At 38.9% G+C, this 23,110-nt stretch carries 26 protein-coding genes and 1 other RNA gene; 15 read left to right on the top strand and 12 right to left on the bottom strand.

The genetic code is table 11. The features are described 5' to 3' along the window. Positions 1–5 precede the first annotated feature (5 nt). From F936_RS14275 to F936_RS14250, 6 genes are all read left to right on the top strand, one after another. Positions 6–314 (top strand): urease subunit beta, encoded by a 309-nt coding sequence (locus F936_RS14275; RefSeq protein ID WP_004641817.1) that lies wholly within the window; start codon positions 6–8, stop codon positions 312–314. A 37-nt stretch (positions 315–351) separates the two neighbouring features. Continuing rightward, positions 352–2,052, top strand: a complete 1,701-nt coding sequence (gene ureC / locus F936_RS14270; protein WP_005048357.1) for an urease subunit alpha — start codon at positions 352–354, stop codon at positions 2,050–2,052. 72 nt (positions 2,053–2,124) lie between these two features. Then, positions 2,125–2,607 (top strand): urease accessory protein UreE, encoded by a 483-nt coding sequence (gene ureE, locus F936_RS14265; RefSeq protein WP_005048356.1) that lies wholly within the window; start codon positions 2,125–2,127, stop codon positions 2,605–2,607. Beyond that, positions 2,594–3,259, top strand: coding sequence for an urease accessory protein UreF (locus F936_RS14260; protein WP_005048353.1), 666 nt, complete (start codon positions 2,594–2,596; stop codon positions 3,257–3,259). The genes ureE and F936_RS14260 overlap by 14 nt, the downstream gene beginning before the upstream one ends. 24 nt (positions 3,260–3,283) lie before the next feature. Then, positions 3,284–3,898 carry an urease accessory protein UreG gene (gene ureG, locus F936_RS14255; RefSeq protein ID WP_002117800.1) on the top strand — a complete coding sequence of 205 codons (615 nt, stop codon included), beginning with the start codon at positions 3,284–3,286 and terminating at the stop codon, positions 3,896–3,898. A 9-nt stretch (positions 3,899–3,907) separates the two neighbouring features. After that, positions 3,908–4,477, top strand: coding sequence for a HupE/UreJ family protein (locus F936_RS14250; protein ID WP_005048351.1), 570 nt, complete (start codon positions 3,908–3,910; stop codon positions 4,475–4,477). A gap of 40 nt (positions 4,478–4,517) precedes the next feature. On the opposite strand, the gene rsmD is transcribed toward F936_RS14250, so the two are convergent. Next, positions 4,518–5,069 (bottom strand): 16S rRNA (guanine(966)-N(2))-methyltransferase RsmD, encoded by a 552-nt coding sequence (rsmD, locus tag F936_RS14245; protein WP_005048349.1) that lies wholly within the window; start codon positions 5,067–5,069, stop codon positions 4,518–4,520. Continuing rightward, positions 5,069–7,078 carry a penicillin-binding protein 2 gene (mrdA, locus tag F936_RS14240; RefSeq protein WP_005048348.1) on the bottom strand — a complete coding sequence of 670 codons (2,010 nt, stop codon included), beginning with the start codon at positions 7,076–7,078 and terminating at the stop codon, positions 5,069–5,071. Before mrdA ends, rsmD begins: the two co-directional genes overlap by 1 nt. 235 nt (positions 7,079–7,313) lie before the next feature. On the opposite strand from mrdA, the gene F936_RS14235 reads away from it, so the two are divergent. From F936_RS14235 to F936_RS19650, 4 genes are all read left to right on the top strand, one after another. Further along, positions 7,314–7,832, top strand: a complete 519-nt coding sequence (locus F936_RS14235; protein ID WP_005042185.1) for a hypothetical protein — start codon at positions 7,314–7,316, stop codon at positions 7,830–7,832. Between the two features lie 59 nt (positions 7,833–7,891). After that, positions 7,892–9,205, top strand: a complete 1,314-nt coding sequence (locus tag F936_RS14230) for a DUF445 domain-containing protein (RefSeq protein ID WP_003652996.1) — start codon at positions 7,892–7,894, stop codon at positions 9,203–9,205. 86 nt (positions 9,206–9,291) lie between these two features. After that, a complete protein-coding gene (adk, locus tag F936_RS14225) occupies positions 9,292–9,945 on the top strand; it encodes an adenylate kinase (RefSeq protein ID WP_005048346.1) in 654 nt (217 codons plus the stop codon). Positions 9,946–10,017: 72 nt separating this feature from the next. Then, positions 10,018–10,155 carry a hypothetical protein gene (locus F936_RS19650; RefSeq protein WP_003652992.1) on the top strand — a complete coding sequence of 46 codons (138 nt, stop codon included), beginning with the start codon at positions 10,018–10,020 and terminating at the stop codon, positions 10,153–10,155. A 37-nt stretch (positions 10,156–10,192) separates the two neighbouring features. Here the strand turns inward: F936_RS19650 and nth are convergent, their stop codons facing one another. Together nth and F936_RS14215 are read right to left on the bottom strand one after the other, a co-directional pair. Next, complete coding sequence (gene nth, locus F936_RS14220; protein ID WP_005048343.1) at positions 10,193–10,882, bottom strand: endonuclease III; 690 nt, start codon at positions 10,880–10,882, stop codon at positions 10,193–10,195. After that, positions 10,883–11,674, bottom strand: a complete 792-nt coding sequence (locus tag F936_RS14215) for an RnfABCDGE type electron transport complex subunit B (protein ID WP_005048340.1) — start codon at positions 11,672–11,674, stop codon at positions 10,883–10,885. A 272-nt stretch (positions 11,675–11,946) separates the two neighbouring features. Between F936_RS14215 and gdhA the strand changes: the two genes are divergently transcribed. Next, positions 11,947–13,350 (top strand): NADP-specific glutamate dehydrogenase, encoded by a 1,404-nt coding sequence (gene gdhA / locus F936_RS14210; RefSeq protein ID WP_026055536.1) that lies wholly within the window; start codon positions 11,947–11,949, stop codon positions 13,348–13,350. Positions 13,351–13,404: 54 nt separating this feature from the next. Here the strand turns inward: gdhA and F936_RS14205 are convergent, their stop codons facing one another. From F936_RS14205 to F936_RS14185, 5 genes are all read right to left on the bottom strand, one after another. Next, on the bottom strand, positions 13,405–14,514 hold the full coding sequence (locus F936_RS14205; RefSeq protein WP_005048336.1) for an META and DUF4377 domain-containing protein: 1,110 nt from the start codon (positions 14,512–14,514) through the stop codon (positions 13,405–13,407). 167 nt (positions 14,515–14,681) lie between these two features. Then, the gene (locus F936_RS14200; protein WP_005048334.1) at positions 14,682–15,458 is read right to left on the bottom strand and encodes a DODA-type extradiol aromatic ring-opening family dioxygenase; all 777 of its coding nucleotides are present in this window, start codon (positions 15,456–15,458) and stop codon (positions 14,682–14,684) included. 112 nt (positions 15,459–15,570) lie between these two features. Beyond that, on the bottom strand, positions 15,571–16,050 hold the full coding sequence (gene rlmH / locus F936_RS14195; protein ID WP_003652981.1) for a 23S rRNA (pseudouridine(1915)-N(3))-methyltransferase RlmH: 480 nt from the start codon (positions 16,048–16,050) through the stop codon (positions 15,571–15,573). Between the two features lie 302 nt (positions 16,051–16,352). Continuing rightward, positions 16,353–18,782 carry an endopeptidase La gene (gene lon, locus F936_RS14190; RefSeq protein ID WP_005048332.1) on the bottom strand — a complete coding sequence of 810 codons (2,430 nt, stop codon included), beginning with the start codon at positions 18,780–18,782 and terminating at the stop codon, positions 16,353–16,355. Between the two features lie 459 nt (positions 18,783–19,241). Beyond that, positions 19,242–19,826, bottom strand: a complete 585-nt coding sequence (locus F936_RS14185) for a 5-formyltetrahydrofolate cyclo-ligase (RefSeq protein ID WP_005048330.1) — start codon at positions 19,824–19,826, stop codon at positions 19,242–19,244. Between the two features lie 245 nt (positions 19,827–20,071). Here F936_RS14185 and F936_RS14180 point away from each other — a divergent pair, with 245 nt between their 5' ends. The 3 genes from F936_RS14180 to F936_RS14175 all read left to right on the top strand — a co-directional run bounded on the left by F936_RS14180 (position 20,072) and on the right by F936_RS14175 (position 21,048). Then, positions 20,072–20,407: a hypothetical protein gene (locus tag F936_RS14180; protein WP_005048328.1), complete on the top strand. Its 336-nt coding sequence runs from the start codon at positions 20,072–20,074 to the stop codon at positions 20,405–20,407. A 114-nt stretch (positions 20,408–20,521) separates the two neighbouring features. Continuing rightward, positions 20,522–20,635: a hypothetical protein gene (locus tag F936_RS18990; RefSeq protein WP_004641844.1), complete on the top strand. Its 114-nt coding sequence runs from the start codon at positions 20,522–20,524 to the stop codon at positions 20,633–20,635. Positions 20,636–20,727: 92 nt separating this feature from the next. Then, positions 20,728–21,048: a hypothetical protein gene (locus F936_RS14175; RefSeq protein ID WP_005048325.1), complete on the top strand. Its 321-nt coding sequence runs from the start codon at positions 20,728–20,730 to the stop codon at positions 21,046–21,048. 129 nt (positions 21,049–21,177) lie between these two features. Here F936_RS14175 and ssrS read toward each other — a convergent pair. From ssrS to F936_RS14165, 3 genes are all read right to left on the bottom strand, one after another. Next, positions 21,178–21,361: non-coding RNA, 6S RNA (gene ssrS, locus F936_RS18985), on the bottom strand. A 188-nt stretch (positions 21,362–21,549) separates the two neighbouring features. Next, complete coding sequence (locus F936_RS14170) at positions 21,550–21,834, bottom strand: cell division protein ZapA (protein WP_003652859.1); 285 nt, start codon at positions 21,832–21,834, stop codon at positions 21,550–21,552. Next, on the bottom strand, positions 21,831–22,391 hold the full coding sequence (locus tag F936_RS14165) for a hypothetical protein (RefSeq protein ID WP_003652857.1): 561 nt from the start codon (positions 22,389–22,391) through the stop codon (positions 21,831–21,833). The genes F936_RS14170 and F936_RS14165 overlap by 4 nt, the downstream gene beginning before the upstream one ends. Before the next feature lie 64 nt (positions 22,392–22,455). On the opposite strand from F936_RS14165, the gene F936_RS14160 reads away from it, so the two are divergent. Then, the gene (locus tag F936_RS14160) at positions 22,456–23,085 is read left to right on the top strand and encodes a UPF0149 family protein (protein ID WP_005042155.1); all 630 of its coding nucleotides are present in this window, start codon (positions 22,456–22,458) and stop codon (positions 23,083–23,085) included. Positions 23,086–23,110 lie beyond the last annotated feature (25 nt).

Here is a 23,110-nt window from a genome sequence, read left to right as displayed (position 1 = left end):
CGCTTATGATCCCCGGCGAAATCATTACTCCAGATGCTGATATTGAACTGAATGTTGGACGGCAAACTTTAAAAGTTGTGGTTGCCAACATTGGCGATCGGCCTATTCAGGTGGGTTCTCATTTTCATTTTTATGAAGCAAATGATGCACTACAGTTTGATCGTGAGCTAGCTAAAGGCTTTCGATTGAATATTGCAGCTGGTACAGCAATTCGTTTTGAACCGGGACAAACTCGGGAAGTTGAGCTGGTTGCTTTAGCTGGTAAGCGAGAAGTATATGGTTTCGCAGGCCGCGTCATGGGCAAGTTGGATTAGACATAACAACGATAATGAAAGAGATGAGTATTAAGTTATGAAAATGTCACGTCGTGCATATGCTGAGATGTTTGGTCCAACAGTCGGTGATCGTATTCGCTTGGCTGATACAGAGCTCTTTATTGAAGTTGAGCAAGATTTAACGATATACGGTGAAGAAGTTAAATTTGGTGGCGGAAAGGTCATTCGTGATGGGATGGGGCAATCCCAACTTTTAGCTAAAGAAGTCGCTGACACTGTCATTACCAATGCTTTAATTGTGGATTGGTGGGGAATTGTTAAAGCTGACGTGGGCTTAAAAAATGGTCGAATCTGGAAAATAGGAAAAGCTGGAAATCCCGATATTCAACCAGACATTACGATTCCTTTAGGAGCTGCAACAGAGGTTATTGCGGGTGAGGGACAAATTTTAACAGCAGGTGGTATTGATACTCATATTCACTGGATTTGTCCTCAACAAGTTGAAACGGCACTGATGTCCGGTACGACGACAATGGTTGGTGGTGGTACAGGACCGGCAGCAGGAACCTCTGCAACTACCGTGACTCCGGGACCTTGGCACATTGCTACCATGTTACAGGCCATTGATGATTTGCCGATGAATATTGGTTTATTAGGGAAAGGTAATTTAAGTTTACCAGACCCAATTCGAGAGCAAATTAAAGCTGGAGTGATTGGCTTAAAGCTGCATGAAGATTGGGGTTCAACACCAGCAGCCATTGATAACTGCTTGAGCGTGGCGGATGAGTTTGATGTGCAGGTCGCGATTCATACAGATACTTTAAATGAAAGTGGTTTTTTAGAAGAGACTCTAGCCGCATTTAAAAATCGTACGATTCATACCTACCATACCGAAGGTGCAGGTGGTGGGCATGCACCAGACATTTTAAAAGCAATTGGACAAAGTAATGTTTTGCCGTCTTCTACTAATCCAACACGACCTTATACGATTAATACCATTGATGAGCATTTAGATATGCTCATGGTTTGCCACCATTTAGACCCAGCAATTGCTGAAGATATCGCTTTTGCAGAAAGTCGTATTCGCCGTGAAACGATTGCAGCCGAAGATATTCTGCAAGACTTAGGCGCCATTGCCATGATGTCATCCGACTCTCAGGCAATGGGTCGTGTAGGGGAAGTCATTTTACGTACTTGGCAAACTGCCCACAAAATGAAAATTCAACGCGGTCCTTTAGAGGGTGATAATGAGTTTCATGATAATAATCGGGTTAAACGTTACATTGCCAAATATACGATTAACCCAGCAATTACACATGGTTTAAGTCATGAAGTTGGTTCGGTTGAAGTCGGAAAACTTGCTGATTTGGTGTTGTGGAAACCTGCCTTTTTTGGGGTGAAGCCATCTATGATTATTAAAGGTGGCATGATTGCAGCAGCACCGATGGGTGACATTAATGCTTCAATTCCAACTCCACAACCAGTGCATTATCGTCCAATGTTTGGTGCTTATCCACGTGGTGTGCACAACACTTGCATTACATTTTTATCGCAAGCAGCTATTGATGAAAAAGTTGCTGAAAAATTAAACCTTAAAAAGTTAATTAGCCCATGTAAAAACACGCGTGCGATTAGCAAAAGCGACATGAAACACAATACATATTGTCCTGTTATGCATGTACATCCCGAGACTTACGAAGTGCGTGCAGATGGTGAATTATTAACATGTGAACCTGCTGAAGTATTGCCAATGGCTCAGCGTTATTTCTTGTTTTAATGAGTTTTACAGAGGTGATTTGCCTCATTAATTTATACACATGAATGAAATAAATAAGGAGAGAAGAGCTAAATGAAAATCTATACACAACGCCTTGAACATATTTCTCCTGATCAGACATTTGAAACGGTTGAACTGACTTTTGATACCCGCCAAAAATCACGATTTCGAGCGGCTTTAGCGAGTGGCGTAGATATTGGTGCCGATTTACCACGTACTGGCATTTTGCGTAGTGGTTCATATATTGCAACTCCACAGGGCGATGTACTACGTGTTGATGCTAAACCTGAAAGATTAATGCAAGTCACTGCTGAAACTGATTTTGATTTGCTTAAAGCAGCCTACCACCTCGGTAACAGACATGTGCCATTAATGCTGACACCTACTGCTTTATATTTTGAGCCTGATCATGTGCTTGCAGAAATGGTCGAGGGCTTAGGCCTGAAAGTGACAGAGATTGATCATCCATTTGAACCCGAAAGTGGTGCTTATGCGCAGCATAGCCATGATCATCGCTTAAGCCCAATCAAAGCTTTGCACCATGTCCATTCGTAACGCGGCGCAATTACTTCAATTACTGACACTGTCTTCTACGGCGTTGCCAGTCGGAGCATATTGTTATTCACAAGGTGTAGAAACAGCCATTGATATTGGCTTAATACACGATGAAATATCGGCAATTGCTTATTTTGAAGAAGTGCTGGAGATGCTGTTAGTACGGTTTGAGCTACCAGTACTGAAACGCCTCATGCAACATTATGATGACCAAGATCAGTTTCTGGTTTGGGCAAATTTATATAGAGCAAGCCGAGAAAGTAAAGAGCTTTTAGCAGAATCTCAGCAGCTGGCATTTTCTTTAAATGCGTGGATTAGAGATGTTTTAAAAAAAACTGTTGAGGTTAAAAAGCAGTTTGGTTTTGTGCCTGTCTATGCACAGCTCTGTGGTCGACTTGAGCTTAAAGACGTTGATGTGCTCACAGCCTACACTTTTACTGTTCTAGAAAATCAGGTTCTGGCTGCGGTAAAAACCGTACCGTTAGGGCAAATGGCTGGACAAAGAATTTTATGGCATTTACATGGTTTGGTACCACAGGCGATAGAAAAAGCCTTAAACCTTAATGATGAGCAATTGAGCAGCGCTTTACCTCGTTATGCCATGCTGAGCATGAAACACGAAACACAATATTCACGGTTATTCAGATCTTAAGTTTAGGAAAAAAGGATAAAAATCATGACAGAACGTAGTCCATTACGAGTTGGAATTGGCGGACCGGTGGGTTCGGGTAAAACTGCGCTTACTCTTAATTTATGTTTAGCCTTACGTAATAAATACAACATGGCTGTGGTAACGAATGATATTTATACCAAAGAAGACTCAAATTTTTTAACTCGTAACGAAGCGATGTCGCCAGATCGTATTGTGGGTGTCGAAACAGGTGGGTGTCCACATACTGCAATTCGTGAAGATGCTTCAATTAATTTGGCTGCAATTGATGATTTATGTGAAAAGTTTGAAGGCTTGGAGCTCATTATCATTGAAAGCGGTGGTGATAATTTGGCAGCGACATTTAGTCCTGAGCTTTCTGATTTAACGTTATATGTAATTGATGTAGCTGGTGGCGAAAAAATTCCACGTAAAGGTGGGCCTGGCATTACCAAATCAGATTTACTCATTATTAATAAAACTGACCTTGCGCCAATGGTCGGTGCAAATCTTGATGTGATGGATCAAGACGCGAAACGCATGCGCGGCGAAAAACCATTCTTATTTTCAAATATGAAAACACAAGATGGTCTTGAAGAAATTATTCAATTTATCGAGAAACAAGGGCTGTTTAAAGCTTAAGGAGAGATTATGGACTTCATTAAAAAATGGGGCATAGGGCTCCTTGCATTGCTACCTACACTTGTAATGGCACACCCAGGACATGATCATCAACATTCGGGTTTTATGGCAGGCTTTATTCATCCATTTACTGGTTTAGATCATTTAGTGATGGCCTTAGCTTTCGGTGTTTTACTCTGGTCAGCAGCTAAACAATGGAAAGTTGCAGGTGTAATTACTTTGAGTGTTACCCTCATTGTTGGTTTTTTAATTGGTGCTCAAGGTTTAGTACCTGCAAATGTTGCTGAATATGGGATTGTTGCTTCTTTGATTGTTACAGCAATTGCACTATGGACAAAATCAAATCGTGTTTTACCAATTGCTGCGGCATTACTTGCAAGCTTTCATGGCATAGCGCATGGAGTTGAATTAGCACATGCAGGACATGTCGTTGCATTGGTGACAGGTATGGTTGCGGCTATGGCTTTAATTTATTGTGGTGGATTGGCATTAGGTGCTGCACTTACACGATATGTGCCATATGGCAAAAAAATTGTAGGTGCTTGTGCGGCAATTGTTGCAGTGATTGGATTAAGTTAGTTAAAACCTTGCAAAAAAAGGTAGCTTTAAGCTACCTTTTTTATTCAGCTACTTTCTGATAAAGCCCAGCATGAACTGTACCAGCTTTCGTTGTTTTAACTTGTTGCCATGTTGCAGGAAGGTGAAGCTGAGATAAATCTCGATCAGCTTCAACATAAATATACCCATTCTTTTTAATATGTGGTTCTGCCAAGTTAGAGAGCTCTTGCCATAAATCTAGACTATAAGGTGGATCTAAAAACACCACATCGAACTGTTCTTTCAAACGGGGTAGAGCTTGTTGAGCAGTTGCATTGATTAAATGACAGTTTTGGGCTTTTAATAGCTCAACATTATCTTTTAAAAATCGTGCCTGAGTCTTGTCTGGTTCAATCATATAAACTGACGCAGCGCCACGTGACAATGCTTCAAAACCTAATGCACCAGAGCCTGTGCACACATCAAGGACATGCGCATTTTGAATATCCCACATTAACCAGTTAAACAAAGTTTCACGCACTCTGTCTGGAGTGGGGCGTAAGCCATCAATACTAGCAAAAGGAAGTACTCGTCTTTTCCATTCGCCGCCAATAATACGTAATTGATTTTTCATTATTCATCGACCTCGGTTGCAGGACGAGCTGGTGTAGCTGGTGGTGTTGATGCTGCAGGTGCAGTTGAGATGGCTGGTGCTGGACTAGAGCTATCACCACCGCTTGGGAGTTCACCTGGCTTAATTCCAGCTGTCATCAGTCCACCATTGACTTGATGGTTTGCTGGTCGAGTTGGATTTTTCTTGCGAGTTAACAACCAATAATCAAAAATAGGTCTTGCAAGTTGGGCAGCAGAACCACCATGACGACCATTTTCCCAAACCACGGCAATCGCAATTTCTGGTTTGTCAGCAGGTGCAAATCCAACAAATAAACCATGGTCAAGTTGGCGTTCGCTCAGGGCTGATTCATTGTAACGTTTACCCTGTGCAATACTTTTAACCTGTGCAGTTCCTGTTTTTCCTGCAATTTGATATAGAGGTGTACGAATGCCTCGGCCAGTACCTGATTGAATTACATCAATCATGGCATCGCGCATTTGAACCCAGTCTTCATCTGTGCCATTGAAGTTGATTTTTCCATCAGGTGCATTACGCACAGTAAATGGTTTTGCACCATGAGTTGCACGTAAAACATGAGGGGTGACATGAGAACCATGATTGGCTGTAATTGCAGTAGCCATAGCAAGTTGTAATGGTGTAGCTGTAAATGCACCTTGCCCAATACTGACGGAAATAGTTTCACCTTTCATCCATTTGGCTTTGCGAGTACGCATTTTCCATTCAGGATTTGGATAAAGACCTTCACTTTCACTTGGTAAGTCGACACCTGTTTTTTGACCGAACCCAAATTGACGCATCCATTGGTTCATTTGATCAATACCCATTTGGTGGGCAAGAATATAAAAATAGGTGTCACATGATTGCACAATGGCTTTATGCATGTTTACGATGCCATGACCAGATTTTTTCCAGTCGCGGAATTTATGAGAATCACCGGGTAAATGGAAGTAACCTGGGTCAGAAATTGCTGTTGACCAGTTTACAATACCGTAGTGTAAACCGCCCATGGCTTCCATTGGTTTAATGGTAGAACCGGGTGGATATGCACCTTGTACAGCACGGTTATAAAGCGGTTGATCTAAACTATCACGTAAAGAACTATAATCTTTATGATTAATACCAGTCACAAATAAATTAGGATTGAAACTTGGACTAGATACTAAAGCCAGAATTTCGCCAGTACGAGGGTCGATGGCGACAATCGCACCACGACGGCCTGCGAGCTGTTGAGACGCAACCGCCTGTAAACCATAATCTAAAGATAAATAGAGGTCATTCCCACGAGTAGGGTCTTTACGGCCTAAATGGCGCAATATATTACTGTGGGCATCTGCTTCAACAGACTCATAACCTGGTGTTCCGTGTAGCAAATCTTCATAGCTTTTTTCAACGCCAATCTTTCCAATCAGGTTGGTTCCAGCATATAAATCTTTATCAATACTTTTTAATTCTTTATCGTTAATACGCCCTACATAACCAATCACATGAGCAAATAACTCACCATGTGGATAATAACGGGTCATTTGTGTTTCGATTCTTACGCCAGGGAATTTATATTTAGCTTCACTGAACTTGGCAATATTGGCTTCGGTTAGATTAAGTTTAATCGCGACACGTTCAGTTTTTCGAGCAGTTTTTATACGACTTTTGAAACGATCAATATCTTCTTGTGTTAGATCTAAAATAGGCTGTAGCTGCTCAACAACATGGTCGGCATCTTCCACATCTGTTTTACTTAAAGTTGCTGTAAAAACAGGATAGTTGTCTGCCAGTAATACACCATTTCGGTCATAGATATAACCACGAGCAGGTGGAAGTGGCTGCAAGCGAATTCGGTTTTTGTCAGATGCTGTAGAGAATTCGTCGTAATGAAAAATTTGTAGATAAGCGTATCGGCTAATCAATACTAATAAGCAAACGATAACCAGACCTACGGCAAAAAAGATTCGTCCTCGATAAATGCGCTTTTCTTGCTGGATATCTTTTAAAGGAAAGTGCTGCTTCATAAGGATCGACTTAATGACATAGGGTAGAAAAATAGCTGCTTATTCTAACGCAAGAGAGCTTAAAATATTGCATAATTTTCAAAGTTTCATTGCCTTTTAATAAGATACGTTTTGACTTTGCAGACAACAAAATTGTAGATACTTGTATATAAGAAGCAAAATAATTCTGTTAAAGTCTCTCATTCAATAGAATAGGGTTGTTCTCACCATACGATTAGGGAAAATGGAGAAAATAATGAGAAAAATTTATCCCTTACTTGCAGTTTTGACGGTAAGTAGTTGGGCTCATGCTCAAGACTATTCGTTTCTTCCAGAAGCAAAATTAGCAGGACATACGGCATCTACGTGGAATGTGGGTGCAGGTTTTACACAAAAATTATTACATCTAAACGGCGAATGGGTAAACCCTTATGGTATTGCCTATGCAAAAGTTGGCGCATTTTTGAATGGTGACAAAACTGCTGGTGGCCAAGTCGGGTTTCGATATCCTTATTATCTTACCGGCACAGATAAAAATGGTTACTATATCGGTTTTTATGCTGGGCATCTCGATAGTAAAGAGGTCGATGGTGATTATAAATCCCGTTTAGGCGCTGGTGTCGATTTGGCCTATGTATTGTTGAATTCAGAAAGAATTAGTACTTTTAGTGTGGGTATTGGTGCGGCGGAAAAATTAACTGACCAAAATGGAAATGTTGCCGCGGATACTAAACCACAAATTCAATTTTCTTATTCTCTAAGTTTTGGTTTATAAAAAAGCAGTTTATTGTTAACTCGCCATAAGCAGAGCACAAATAAATACGAGAGTCTTACATGTTAGAGTACGTCAGCGGATTGTGGCAGACCTTTTTACACAGACCTGATTTTTGGGCCGTTTTAAGTATTATTCCCGTCACTGCCTTTGTTACATGGGCACACGTATGGATGGCTTTAAAAATGGTGTTTTACCCAATTAAATTTTGGGGTTTCCACTTAGGTCCATTACCAGTAGGTTGGCAAGGTATTGTGCCACGTAAGGCTGGACGTATCTCAGGTATTATTACCGACAATACTTTATCTAAGTTAGGTTCATTGCGTGAATTTTTAGAAGCAATGGATCCTGAAGACATGGCACGTATTATTGGTGAACAAGTTGGGTTTGAGCTTGAACATCTGATTGATGAAGTCATGATCGATCGTAATGCTGTACTTTGGGAAAACTTACCTTATTCAATTAAACGCCGTATTTATGCTCAGGCGCATAAACAATTACCAGGCGTGTTAAGAGAATTAGTGACTGAGCTGACCATGAACGTCGAGTCACTGGTTAATATGCGTGAAATGGTCGTTAGCCAAATGGAAGGTGATCGCCGTTTGATGGTACGCATGTTCTTAAAAGTTGGTCAAAAAGAAATCAACTTTATTTGGCATATTAGTGCTTTAATTGGAATGTTCTTTGGTATTTTCCAAATGATTGTTTGGTTTGTCGTACCTTGGCACTGGACAGTCCCGTTTTGGGCTGCGATTTGGGGTTTTTTAACGAACTGGATTGCAATCTGGATGGTGTTTAACCCTCTTGAGCCACATTATATTCGTTACCCACAGATTTTTAGGTTAACAAAAGATCGTAAGTTCCCTTGGATTGTACCAGTTCTTCGAATTGGGACTTATAATGTCCAAGGTGCTTTTATGAAGCGTCAAGAAGAAGTTTCTGATGTGTTTTCAAGCGTGGTAACTGAAGATCTGATTACGTTAAAATCGATTATGACTGAAATGATGTATGGGCCGCGTAAAGACAAGACGCGCCGCATTGTGAAGCGTCATATTAACGAAATTATGGAAACACCGTTAGTTCGTACATCTTTACAGCTTTCTTTAGGGCCAAGAGAGTACGCAAGATTAAAGACGGACTTGATTGATCGTTCAATTGAAATTACGATGGGACCCGTATGTGACCCTGCACTAAACGCAAGCCGGGCACAGAAGATTTTTCAAATGTTTAAAGAGCGTATTCGCGAACTGACACCCAAAGAGTTTCAGAATTTATTGCGTCCTGCATTTCAGGAGGATGAATGGATTCTTATTGTATTAGGTGGGGTAACCGGATTTATTGCTGGTACAATACATTTGTTTGTGGCTTTCTTATAATTCGACGTCGGGCAGGATCTATTGAAGATTAATGAGACTTGTTCTGCCAGGCTTCACATTTATTGTTTTAAATGAGGATGTTTTTTATGCGCATTATCTTACTCGGACCACCTGGGGCAGGCAAAGGGACTCAGGCTCAGTTGATCTGTAAGCGCTACAATGTCCCACAAATTTCAACCGGTGATATGCTCCGTGCTGCAATTCGTGAAGGTACTGAATTAGGTCTAAAAGCTAAAAGTGTAATGGAATCTGGTGGTTTGGTTTCAGATGAACTTATTATCGGTTTAGTAAAAGAACGTATTGCTCAACCTGACTGTGCAAATGGCTGCATTTTCGATGGTTTCCCACGTACTATTCCACAAGCTGAAGCTTTGGAAAAAGAAGGGATTAGCATTGATCACGTGATTGAAATTGATGTTCCTGATGAAGAAATCGTACAACGTCTTTCTGGTCGTCGTCAGCATCCAGCTTCTGGCCGTGTTTATCATACAGTTTACAACCCACCTAAAGTGGAAGGTAAAGATGATGAAACTGGTGAAGATCTTGTTCAACGTCCAGATGACCAAGAAGAGACGATCCGTAAACGTTTAGCGTCTTATCATACAGAAACCGAGCAATTGGTTGGCTTCTATCAAAGCCGTGCTGCATCTGGTGAGAATGCGCCGACTTATGACAAGCTTAATGGTTTACGTACAATTGAAAATGTACAAACAGACTTGTTTAATATTTTAGATAAATAATTAAAATATTATTTGTGACAAGGAGCTCTCATCATGAGGGCTCTTTTCTTTCATTCAGTGCAGGAGAACAATATGAAAATCATATTGATTTTGGTGGTATTGCTAAGTCTGGCACTCGTCATATTTTTGGGTTATCAGAGCTATAAAATGCTTAGGCAGGTACAAAAACAAGCAAAAGAAGAGCGTAATCAGAACAAGCGTCTAAAGTAAGTTTGATTGGGTATGTTAACTATACCCAACCATATTTTTAAGCTTCAATATTTTTAATGGCAATTTGTTTTTGTGCACCAAATTCGAAACGGTCGGGCCAGTTGCAAACATCTGCAACCACACATTCGGCACATTTAGGTTTACGGGCGATACAACAATAACGGCCGTGTAATATGAGCCAGTGATGTGAATCTAAAATAAATTCTTTAGGAATGACCTTAATTAAACGGTGCTCAACTTCAAGTACATTTTTACCCACGGCTAAGCCCGTACGATTCCCGACTCGGAAAATATGTGTATCGACGGCCATAGTCGGTTGTCCGAAAGCTGTATTTAAAACAACATTTGCAGTTTTACGCCCCACACCCGGCAAGGCCTCTAAGTCTTTCCTGTTACTTGGAACTTCGCCGTTAAATTGCTCCATTAAAATCTTACAGGTTTTAATGACATTTTCGGCTTTGGCGTTGTAAAGACCAATTGTTTTAATATATTCCTTTAAGCCATCTACGCCCAAGTTGTAGATTTTCTCGGCTGTATTAGCCACAGGGTAAAGTTTATCAGTTGCCTTATTCACACTCACGTCGGTAGCTTGAGCTGACAACATAACTGCAATGAGTAACTCAAAAGAAGATGAATATTTTAACTCGGTTTGAGGTGACGGCCGTTGTTCGCGAAGGCGTTCAAAGAATATTTGAATCTGCTTTTTCGTCATATTTTTGACAGCCATTCAGACCTCCTGTAGTTGCATGAGTTGCTGTTGTAGTTCTTCGAGTTGAAGACGCTTTTTAGCATCTTCACGTACACCTAGCTGTTTTTCCAGTTTCTTAATTTGTGTACGAATTTTAGCTAACTCAATTGTAGTTTTTGCATCAGTTAACACAGCTTCTTTAGGTTTCTCAATGAGCTCAATTGAAGGTAGTTCATCAAGTACCTGAGAGAACTGAGCAAACAGTTGAGTGTCAATTTCAGCGCGTACCACAGGACCTTTACGGTGACTGCGACGCTTTTCTTCACGTTGAATATGTGAGTAGTAGCGTTGCCTTAAATCATTTTGTTCTGCGGCACGCTGTTGTTCATTGGGTAAGGCTTGTGTGTCTTCGACCAGATCAATGCAGTCTACTGGACAAGGTGGAATGCATAACTCACAACCCGTACATAAGTCGGTCAAGATAGTGTGCATGAGCTTACCACTGCCAATGATAGCATCTACAGGACAAGCACTAATACATTTGGTGCAGCCAATACATTCCTCTTCACGAATAATCGCTTTCATTCGCTGTGGGCGGCCATCTGTTTGTACAGGCCATACGCTACTTTCAGCAGTTAATGGAGAGCGATTGAGTAGATTTGCCAGTGCATCAGCAACAGGTTGTCCACCTGGAACACATTTATTTGCTTCTTCACCTTCAGCAATCGACTTTGCGTAGGGTAGACATCCATCACGATGTCCACATAGACCACATTGTGTTTGTGGTAATAACGCATCAATCTCGCGTATGAGAGAAATAGATGAATTCATAGTGGGCAAATAGCTTGGTTAAAACGATGCGATAATGAAGAAAAACCTAAGTAAGGTCAATGGATTTTAACGAATTTATCGGGTTTTTAATTGACCTAAAATGTAGCTAATATTGCACAATAATAGATCAGTAAAAGTGAAGAGTTAAATTACTATTTCTTATCTTTGAGTAGTTTTTCTAAAAATAAGTTTTTGATAATTAAGATAAATAAAATAATTTAAAATAACTATTGTTAAAATTGATGGAAAGAGATTTAATATTTTGCTGCTAAATGATGCATTTAATAATGTATTGCACCAATTTAATTCATGACTATGCTGAGGACCGTGCATTGAAATACAACAATCTGAATGAATTCCTGAATTACGTGCAAGCGCGTGATCCGCATCAACCTGAATTTTTGCAAGCTGTCGAAGAAGTCATGACGAGCTTGTGGCCATTTATTGAAAAAAATCCAGAGTATGCAGAGCAGGGATTGTTAGAACGCCTTGTTGAACCAGAGCGAGTTATTCAATTTCGTGTTTCATGGATGAATGATCAAGGTCAGACTCAAGTTAACAGAGCTTTCCGTGTTCAATATAATTCAGCAATTGGTCCATTCAAAGGTGGAATGCGTTTCCACCCATCGGTCAATCTATCAATTTTAAAATTTTTAGGTTTTGAGCAGACTTTTAAAAACTCACTTACAACCTTACCAATGGGTGGGGGGAAAGGTGGTTCAGATTTCGATCCTAAAGGTAAATCTGATGCTGAAATTATGCGATTCTGTCAGGCATTAATGATTGAGCTTTATCGTCATTTAGGACCAAATACGGATATTCCTGCAGGGGATATTGGCGTCGGTGCGCGTGAAGTCGGTTACATGGCAGGCATGATGAAAAAGCTGAGTAACGACACTGCTTGTGTCTTTACTGGTAAGGGAATTTCATTTGGTGGTAGCTTAATGCGCCCAGAAGCTACTGGCTATGGTACGGTTTATTTTGCAGAAGAAATGCTAAAAGCACGTGGTCAGTCTTTCGTTGGCAAAACAGTCTCTGTTTCTGGTTCGGGTAATGTTGCGCAATATGCGGCAGAGAAGGCCATGTTCTTAGGGGCAAAAGTTGTTACTTTATCTGACTCTAACGGAACTGTTTATGTAAAAAATGGTTTTACAGATGAATTACTTGATGAAGTGATGAATCTTAAAAACGTTAAGCGTGGCCGTATTTCCGAGTTTGCTTCTAAACATGGTTTTGAGTATTTTGAAGGGAAAACCCCTTGGCATATTCCTGTAGACATTGCTTTGCCATGTGCGACGCAAAATGAATTAACAGGTGAAGACGCTAAAACGTTGATCGCAAATGGTGTAATTTGCGTGGCTGAAGGCGCTAATATGCCATCTACACTTGAGGCAGTTGAACACTTTATCAAAGCCAAAATTTTGTATGCGCCAGGAAAAGCATCTAATGCAGGTGGTGTCGCAACGTCTGGTTTAGAAATGTCTCAAAACGCAATTCGTTTAAGCTGGACACATGCTGAGGTCGATGAGCGTCTACATGCAATTATGAAAGATATTCATGCTAATTGTGTAAGATACGGTACAAAAGAAGATGGTACTGTTAACTATGTTGATGGCGCCAATATTGCAGGTTTTGTAAAAGTAGCTGATGCAATGCTTGCTCAAGGTATTTTCTAAGAATAGAAATAAAAAATCCGATGCCTGAGCATCGGATTTTCTTAATCTAAAAACTTATTTTTTAGGTTTTTTAACTAACTCTTGCTCTACAACCATATCTAACACATCGACTAGGCTAGATTGGTCTGCTGCTGGGTTTTTCACTTCAAAACGTTTTACACGTAAAATTACGCGTTGGTCTGGATTGTGTTCAAAACCTTCAATTTGACCATAATATAATGACCAGTTTTTGTCAGCGTAAGTTTTAACACCTTTGTCATCATATTTAATTTCACGAACTTGCATACATGTTTGTGGTGCTACACCAGTACATGATTTAGTTTGTGGAGCAACTTCTAGGAAAACAGTTTTCCCTTCAGATTGATATTTTGCTTCTGGTGTCATTTTACCAGTAAAGGTATATTTTTGACCTTGCGTATCAGTTACAGTTAATGTCGGTTGATCAACGTTTGTTGTATTAAGCTCAAATGGAATTGCACGCTTTTGGAATAGGCTGCTAGAAAATTGTTCCTGTTTCATTAAAGCAGGTTCACAAGCCATCATAGTTGACATTACGTCAGCCGTTACAATCGTATTGTTTTCAACTTTCCAAGTGGTTCCTTGACGGTTACAACCTGTTGCGATAGATAAACGATCATTGGTAAAGTTAAGAACGATTGGTTTTTTTGTATTTTCAGGCTGATAAGACCAAGAATAATCTGTTAAAGCTTGAGTATTAACTGCTTTTTGGCCTTGGAAAATGTGCTTTTGACCAGTTTTATCTGTCACGCTTAAAATCACCTGACCATTATTGTTGCTAATTTCGATTGGTAATTTTGCTTCATTAAAGATGCTATTAGAAAGTTGTTCTTGTTTCATTAGATCATCTTGGCAAGCCATTCTAGTTGAAACAAGGTTAGAAGTAACAAGCTGGTTACCTTCAACTTTCCAAGTACCGCCTTGGCCATTACAACCTGTATTGATTGCCAATTTGCCATCTACATTAAAATTAAGTACGAGTGGTTTAGAAGCTTTTACATTTTGATAAGTCCAAGCATATTCACCTAAAGTGGCTGCAAGGTTTTGTTGTTGCTCAGATACAATCGGAGCTGGAGTATTTGTAACTGTTTGACATGCCATCAAAGAAAAAGGTAATAACGCAAGAATTAAATATTTAATTTTCATATAAAAACTTCAAAGGAAAAACAACAGCAATAAGCTTAAATCATTCTTAAAAAAATAAAATGTAAACATTTGATTGTTTCGGTTTTTAAAATGTATAAGTTTGTAAATTATTCTAATTTTCAATAAAAATGGTGTTATACCCCGCGGAACGGGGCATTTCCTAAAAATTAATCAAAACGATAGATGTCCATGCCTAGTGAGCCCATTGTGAAGCTACTATGAACAATCGTAAAGCGATTGCCAGTGCCCATAGCAAAAAACAAAGGTGCAAAATGCTCAAGAGTAGGGTGATTACGTTTTACATAAGGCAATGACTGCCATTCCAGTACACCATCATAATCTTGATGGGTAAGTTTATTAACGACAGCATTTCTAAAAGCTGAAGCCCATTCAGGAACTTTAGAGTTGTCTCCTTGCCAAGATAACTCTGCAAGATTATGGGTAATGCTGCCTGAACCAATGAGTAGAACTTGTTTGTCACGTAAAGGTGCGAGAGTTTGCCCTATACGATAAATTTCTTGTGCGCTTAAATTGGTTGGCAAAGAAATTTCGACTACAGGAATGTCAGCGTCAGGGTACATATGCAATAGAGGCATCCATACACCATGGTCACGAGGACGGGTGCTATTGGCATGAGCAACAAAATGAGCATCTGCCAGTAGTTTTAAAATTTCTTCGGCGAGCTCTGGCTGCCCAGGTGCGCTGTAGCGAATTTCATATAGCTCTTTAGGAAAGCCGCGGAAGTCATGCCACGTTTCGGGACGAGTCGAAATACACACTTCAAGTGCTTTACTCTCCCAATGCGCAGACATCACAATGATTGCCTTTGGTGTAGGAAGATTTGCACCTAAACGGTGTAGAGCAGGTCCTACTTGTTCCGGGTCAAGTGCAAGCATGGGTGAACCATGTGAAATAAACAGTCCGGGAAGGGTTTGTAGTTCCATTGCATTACACCTGAGTTGAAAAGCAGAATAATAGTCATTATGCCAAAATCAGGACATGTTAAAAGTATCCTGATTTCAACGGATTGTTCCTAAAATGAAACGGTTGTTGTTTTTATGCACGGTGATAGGGATGATTATGATTAATAGTCATCGCTCGATATAGTTGTTCAATTAATAAAACACGTACCAAAGGGTGTGGCATTGTTAGTTTTGAGAGTGACCAATGCCATGCCGCAGCTTTACGTACTTGATCTGATAGGCCATCTGGACCACCAATCGCGAGTACTACATCATTACCTTCAAGCATCCACTGTTTCATGGTGTCAGCTAGCTTTTCTGTACTAAGTTCCCGACCACCGACTTCTAGGGCAATTAAAGTTTCATTTGGTTTTAACGCATTTAGAATACTTTCGCCTTCAATTTGGCAATATTTTAAAATATCTGCTTCTGAATCATTCTTACCACGTTTGGCCATAGGAAGTTCAATGACTTGGGTTTGCACAAAAGGTTGGATACGTTTGAAATAATCTTCAAACCCAGTGAGAACCCAAGCAGGCATTTTTTGACCAATGGTCAGAATACGAATTTTCATATTATCTATTCATTCAAAGCAGCTTGCGCATTATACCTGAGGAAAAGATAAGTTCGTGGTAGTAAATAGGCATAAAAAACGCAGTCCAAAAAACGGTGTTGGACTGCGATCAAATGATCATCTGTCTGGAGTTCAGATGATCATAGAGAATAAAACAAGGCTATCTATAAAATAATAGATAACGAAGAATACTTAATTTAATTAAATACTCTTAATACCTATTATGAGGATGGTTGGATATTTTTCAATCAAATTGTGTAACAAAAAAAAGAGAGCCGAAGCTCTCTTTTTTCACATTTAAATTAGTGACGTGCTGCTTTTGAACCTTCCACCGGTTTTACAATCGGTGTTTTAGGTAAAGGCTTTGGCATTGAGACTAATGCTAAAGGTAAGATGTCATCAATACTTTTTACAGCTTTGATTTCTAAACCTTCTTTAACATTGGCTGGAATTTCTGCCAAATCACGAACATTGTCTTGTGGAATAAATACAAGTTTGATTCCACCGCGGTGTGCTGCAAGAAGTTTTTCTTTTAAGCCACCAATACGCATTGCACGACCACCTAAACTTGTTTCACCAGTCATTGCAATATCTGGACGAATCGCAATACCTGTAAATGCTGATACAAAGGCAGTGGTTAACGCTAAACCAGCAGATGGACCATCTTTTGGTGTCGCACCTTCTGGTAAGTGAACGTGTACATCAGTTTCTTCAAAACGAGAAGCTTCAATACCCAACTCATCGGCACGTGTACGTACTAAAGTCATTGCTGTGGTAATAGACTCTTTCATGACATCACCGAGTGAACCAGTTGTAATGAATTTACCTTTACCTTTTACAGCTGCAACTTCAATGGTAAGTAACTCACCGCCTACAGATGTCCAAGCTAGACCATTTACGCGTCCTACTTGCGCTTCATCTTCTGCAATACCAAAGTCAAACTTGTGTGGACCTAAGTATTCTGGAAGATTGGCAGAGGTAATATCAAGCTGTAAGTTTTTAGATTTTTTACTTACTGCTTCTTTTACCACTTTACGCGCAATTTTAGACACTTCACGTTCTAAACTACGAACACCAGCTTCACGTGTGTAGCGTTGAACAATGTCACGAATCGCTTCTTCATGAATTGTTAACTCTTTTGCACGTAGACCGTTGTTCTTAATTGCTTTTGGAACAAGGTAGCGTTCAGCAATGTTCACTTTTTCATCTTCGGTATAACCCGGTAGACGAATAACTTCCATACGATCAAGCAATGCTTCAGGAATATTCATACTGTTTGCAGTACAGATGAACATCACTTCAGACAGGTCAAGATCAAGATCTAAATAGTGATCGTTGAACTTACTGTTTTGTGATGGATCTAATACTTCAAGCAATGCAGAAGCTGGATCACCACGGTAGTCTTGTGCCATCTTGTCAATTTCGTCGAGTAAGAACAATGGGTTCTTCACGCCAACTTTTGTTAAAGACTGCACGATTTTACCTGGCATCGCACCAATATAAGTACGACGGTGACCACGAATCTCAGCTTCGTCACGTACGCCACCAAGCGCCATACGAACAAATTCACGGCCTGTTGCTTTCGCGACTGACTCACCAAGTGAAGTTTTACCTACACCAGGAGGGCCTACTAAACATAGAATCGGACCTTTGAGTTTTTTAACACGAGACTGAACAGCCAAGTATTCAACAATACGATCTTTAACGTCATCTAAGCCGTAGTGATCTGTATCAAGAATCTCTTGAGCTTTCGCAAGGTTAATACTCACTTTGCTCGCTTTATTCCACGGCGTATCTAAAATTACTTCTAGATAGTTACGTACAACAGCCGCTTCACTAGATGCTGGTTGCATTGCTTTAAGCTTACGGAACTCAGCTTCAGCTTTTTTACGTACGTGTTCAGGTAAGTCAGCTTCAGCAAGACGTTTTTCTATTTCAGCAACGTCATCTTCAGCGCCGCCATTCATGTCAGAAAGTTCACGTTGAATGACTTTCATTTTTTCATTTAGAAAGTATTCACGTTGGTTTTTTTCCATTTGGCGTTTTACGCTGTCATGCAAAGTTTGTTCAATTTGCTGTTCAGCAGATTGATTCACCAAGTAGCTCATAAGCTCTTGCAAATGTGCTTCAAACTCATCGTGCTCTAAAAACTTCTGTTTAATTTCAATATTTAGAGGCACACGTGTAGCTACGAAGAACATAAGTTGTAGTAAGTCTTCAATTTTATTAGCAGCCGCAACCAGTTCACGTGCATTACGTAATTTTGCTTCAGCATATTGAGCAAATAAAGTACGTAACTCTTGTAAACGAGTTTCTTGGGTAGCTTTATCTACGTCAATTGTCATTGGACTTAAGCTATGTTCAGCAGTCAAATGGCTATCTTCATCGATAATTTTTTCAAGCTTAGAGCGCTGTAACCCTTCAATCAGTACTTTGATGCAGTTTTCATCATTCTCATGATTTACGACCTGAACAATCTTAGCGACAGTTCCGTACTGATAAAGGTTATCGTGATCAATATCTTCTGTAAGCGAATCTTTTTGCGCAACTACAAATACTAAATTGTCACTGTTACGAGCCACATCAACTGCATTGATCGATTTTTCACGACCCACGAATAACGCAATTTGCATGTGTGGATAGACCACTACATCACGTAACGCTAAAAGTGGTAATACACTTGGAACCTGAGGCTCTAAGTCAGTTTTTTCATTCATAATAAGTTCAGACATGGGCACTCCTAATGAGTGACAACGAGGTTGCCATGTTTTTATAGTGATGTGTATTTTGAAAATTACAAGGGCCTTTCAATAGAAAATGTGGAAAAAATGACTAATTTAGTCAACTTTTTTTAAAAATATTATGAATCAATGAATTAATTCTTAAGAAGAATAAAAATTTGTAGCAAGGATAAGTAATTTAGCTTAATAATTATGAAATATTCATATAACAAAAAAACGTTTGGATGGAAAGTAATCAGTTTCTTGTGCCATTTATAAGCAATGTATTGTTAACAATAATGCAAAACTTATTCGATATTGAACACTAAATAGGCGTGTTAATATAAATTGGTAAAGCGGTCTGTCACTTAAAAGTAACCATCCTTAGGATGGTTACTTTTATGATTTTAGAGGCATGAAAAGTAAAGACTGATTTTAAGTTTTTGAATTGAAATTGTTTTTATATAAAAATTATCTTTTAAAATAATAAATATGTTGTGGGGTGAGTAAAGCATCTAATGGTTGATCCCAACTTTGACGTTTTAAAGTATGCTCAATAAATTGAAATTGATGGGCTACACCCAAACGATAAGGCCTGTGTTTTGCAGTTGCCAATGTACGATCATAATAACCGCCTCCCATACCAATGCGTGTACCAGAATGATCACATGCTAAAAGTGGCACGAGCAATAAATCAAGTTTAGATACATGTTTTCCTCTTGTTGCCATAGGTTCTTTCATACCTAGGGGGTGGTGAGAAAAACGTCGATTTAAATATTGATTCTTAGATATTCTTACCCAAACTAAATTTTGATTCATAGAACAAATCATAGGTAAGTAAACTTGCTTATTCTTTTTTAAACATAACTTTATGAGAAGGTCTGTATGAACTTCTCCAAAGGCATGTAGATATAAACCAATTTTTTTTGATGAATGAAAAATAGCAAGAGTATTTAAATGATGGAGAACATTAAGCTGAGCTTGTTTTTGCTCCAATGGGGTTAAAGAACGTCTTTTAGATCTTAAATTTTTTCTAATAAAACTAAGTTCATTCATGTGTAAATCTAACAAAGATTTGAGATCAGTCGAGCAAAATTATACCTATTTTTTAATAGCTTTATGAAAATAGAAGAGTGATTAGAAAGTAACTTTAAATTTATTTGGTTAGTTAATTGTCATAAAGTGATATGAGATATCTTCTTTAGCGATAAAAAATTCTATTTCTTTACGTATTACCAGTATTTATTTACATTTAATGAGATAAGAATATTTAAAAAGATAAATGCGAAATTGTTAAGCCTATGAAGTTAAAAATTTTAACCATTACAATAAGCGCCGTATTACTACTTGGTGGGTGCACAAAACAAACAGAACCTGAAGTTGACTATAAAGCTCAATTTGAAGAGTCCGACCGTAAAATTGGAGAGTTTTTAGATCAATTGGATAATCCGAATACACCACAAGAGGTTAAAGTCAAAATCTTGTGCCATGATTATCCTGAGGTTTACAAGACCCAATATATGCCCGCATTAATAAAAATTTCACCAAAACCTTATACCGAAGAAAAATTGTTGTCAGATTTGCAAAGTGCAACTGACTACTACAAGGGTGCCTTTGCGATTAGGTGTAACCAATAAATTAATTGATGTTTAAAATCTCAAAAAATTAGATAAGTGTGAATTGATTGGCATTATTGAATTGTGATAAATTTCATTTTGTCTTTATAGTTGCTAATTTAGGGGGTTCTAGATATGGAAATCTTGAAATTCTTACAGAGTTTTAATACGGTCGGTACATACTTAACAATTGCTTCAACCGTTTTAGCTGGGCTTATTGTTTATTTTTACGTGATTAATCCAGCGTGATCTTTGAAAAAGAAATAGTAAGAAATTTTCTATTTCTTTTTTAATAATTAAATTCTGTCATTCGTTTTAAACTATAAAAATAAGGTAGGGTCATGAAGTTTAAATTGTTTCTTCTTGGTTTTTTTGCTTTAGGTTGTCATGCTGACGAAAACGTAAGTGATCCTGAGATTTGTAATGTAGTGAAAAAAGTTGCTCATACAGTCATGGAGGCACGTCAACAAAAAGTTCCATCTCAAGATTTGCAACAGATAGCGAATGGTCTCGAAGACCCAAAAGCGAAACAACTTTATCAGGATTTAATTAATTCGGCTTACTCGACCAAAATATTCAAAACCAGTTTCTTTAAAAGAAAAGCAATAGAAGATTTTCAAACAGGCTGGTATGAAGAGTGTCTTAATAGAAATAAAAAATAATATTACAGAGGGGGGATATTAATTAGCTAAGCTGTAATTTAATGTTTAAAAAGAAAATTTTAGACTGACAGGTCTGTATGGAAGGTTAAATTAAAATAAATATTTTGAATTTTTCTTAAAGTTAAAACTAAATGCTCCGAAGATGCCGCTGCATGTGTCGTTACCCTGAACCCGATGAGTTCAAGGTGGAGGCGACGTATACTTGCTGGGTTTCCTACACGAAGGTAGGCATACACTCTAAATATACAGAACACATCCATAAGTTTAAGTATCGGCAGGGGAATAGACCCGCTGGCGAACATCCCAGAGACAGTTTAAGTATAACCGATCTGACCATGTTGGCAATCACCTAAACCTCTGGAACTGTAAACTTAGTTTGCGTTTGATGAAGCTTTGTACACTAACAAGCATAAAATAATTTTCAATTGCTCTAATAGTCTAAATAAAAAACGCCTTGCATCTATTATTCATAGAGCAAGGCGTTTTTGTATGGATAGTTTATTAAACAATTTGTTCAACATCATCCAATATCGTTTGCAGTAAACGTTCACAGTGAGTGTATTCTTGCAAAGACTTATTAAGGCTCAGTACTTCTTGAGTCAATTGTAGAGCAACCATAATGACCAGTTTATTGTGCTCAACACGTGGGGCGCTACGACGCATCTCATTAAATTTTTCATTGAGAAGTTCTGCTGCACGTTCAAGTTCATCTTTTTTATCTAAAGTAGTCGCGAGTCTAAAGGTCTGCTCAATCAGCCTCAGTTCTACCATGACTTGTTCACTCATGATTGGGTCTCCTCACCAGTTTCAGCATTAGGATGGGCAAGCTGCTGAATTTCTTGAGCATGCTGATCTTGGGCAGTACCTAAAATTCCTAAACGTTGAATAATGGCTTCAACTTTTGATTTGGCAAGCTCATTTTTTTGTAACAAACGATCACGATCTTGTTGTAAATCATGAAGCTCTTGTTGGGTTTGACGCTGGTGGGCTTGTAACTTTTCTTTTGCAACACGTAATTCATTTCGTTCGGCAAGAATTTCTTGAAAACGATTTTTTAAATCAGTCGTACTTTTTTCTAATCGGCTATAACGTTCAGCAAGTGTGTTAGCATCCTGATTCAATTGTTGAAATTGACCTTTTAACTGAGATAGTTGCTCAGTTACCGACTCAATTTCCTCTTGTTTTTTAGTGATAATACTATTTTTTTGCACAACTTGTGCGTGATGCTCTGTTTCAGCCAGTTCTTTAGCTTCTGAGAGTGCCGCATGTTCACTCTCTAAATGATGTAAGCGTGTTTTTAATACGCTAATATGCGCTTGTAGCCGCTGTAATTGTTCTAACATAACGAGGTCGCACAGAATTGCAATCAAAGGTAATATATACAAAGTATAGAGATTGGATAAACGAATGCAAGACGATATTTCAGGCTGGACAGATTGGAACGCTCATTTTGAAGGAATTGAAGAAATTTCAAGCCCTAGTGAGTTACATGGTTTGTTAACAGGTATTGTTTGTGTGACAGAAGCGCCAACGCGTGAAGAATGGTCACAAATTTTAACAACCCTTAATGTGCCAGAGTTAAGTGAAGATGCTTTAGCACTTTTAACTGATGAAGCAGAAGATGTCGTTCACGCTATATCTGATGATGAATTAGATTATTTACCAATGCTTCCTGATGATGAACATACGCTTCAAGAGCGTGTACAAGCATTATCAGATTGGTGTGCGGGTGTTGTATTAGGTTTTGGGTTGGCATCGGGTCATATTCGTGATGATGAACGTGAGTTGATTGAGAACCTTCAAGATATTGCAGCGGTCGAATTTGAAGACTCTGATAATGATGAGGAAGGTGAAAGCAGCTACGAAGAATTGTATGAATTTGTACGCTTAATACCTGTAAGCTTGTCTATTGGTAGAAAAAAAATCACTGTAGCTGACAGTTCTTTATTGAAAAACTTTCATGCAAAAATTAAATCTGCTGCTGTAGACACAGAACAAACTATTGTAGAAATGTTTACTCCACATCGCCCAAGCTAATTGAGGCAATGTGTTATTGGTTGTA

The organism is Acinetobacter calcoaceticus DSM 30006 = CIP 81.8 (assembly GCF_000368965.1).
GTDB lineage: Bacteria > Pseudomonadota > Gammaproteobacteria > Pseudomonadales > Moraxellaceae > Acinetobacter > Acinetobacter calcoaceticus.
This window is presented reverse-complemented; position numbering and strand designations above follow the sequence as displayed.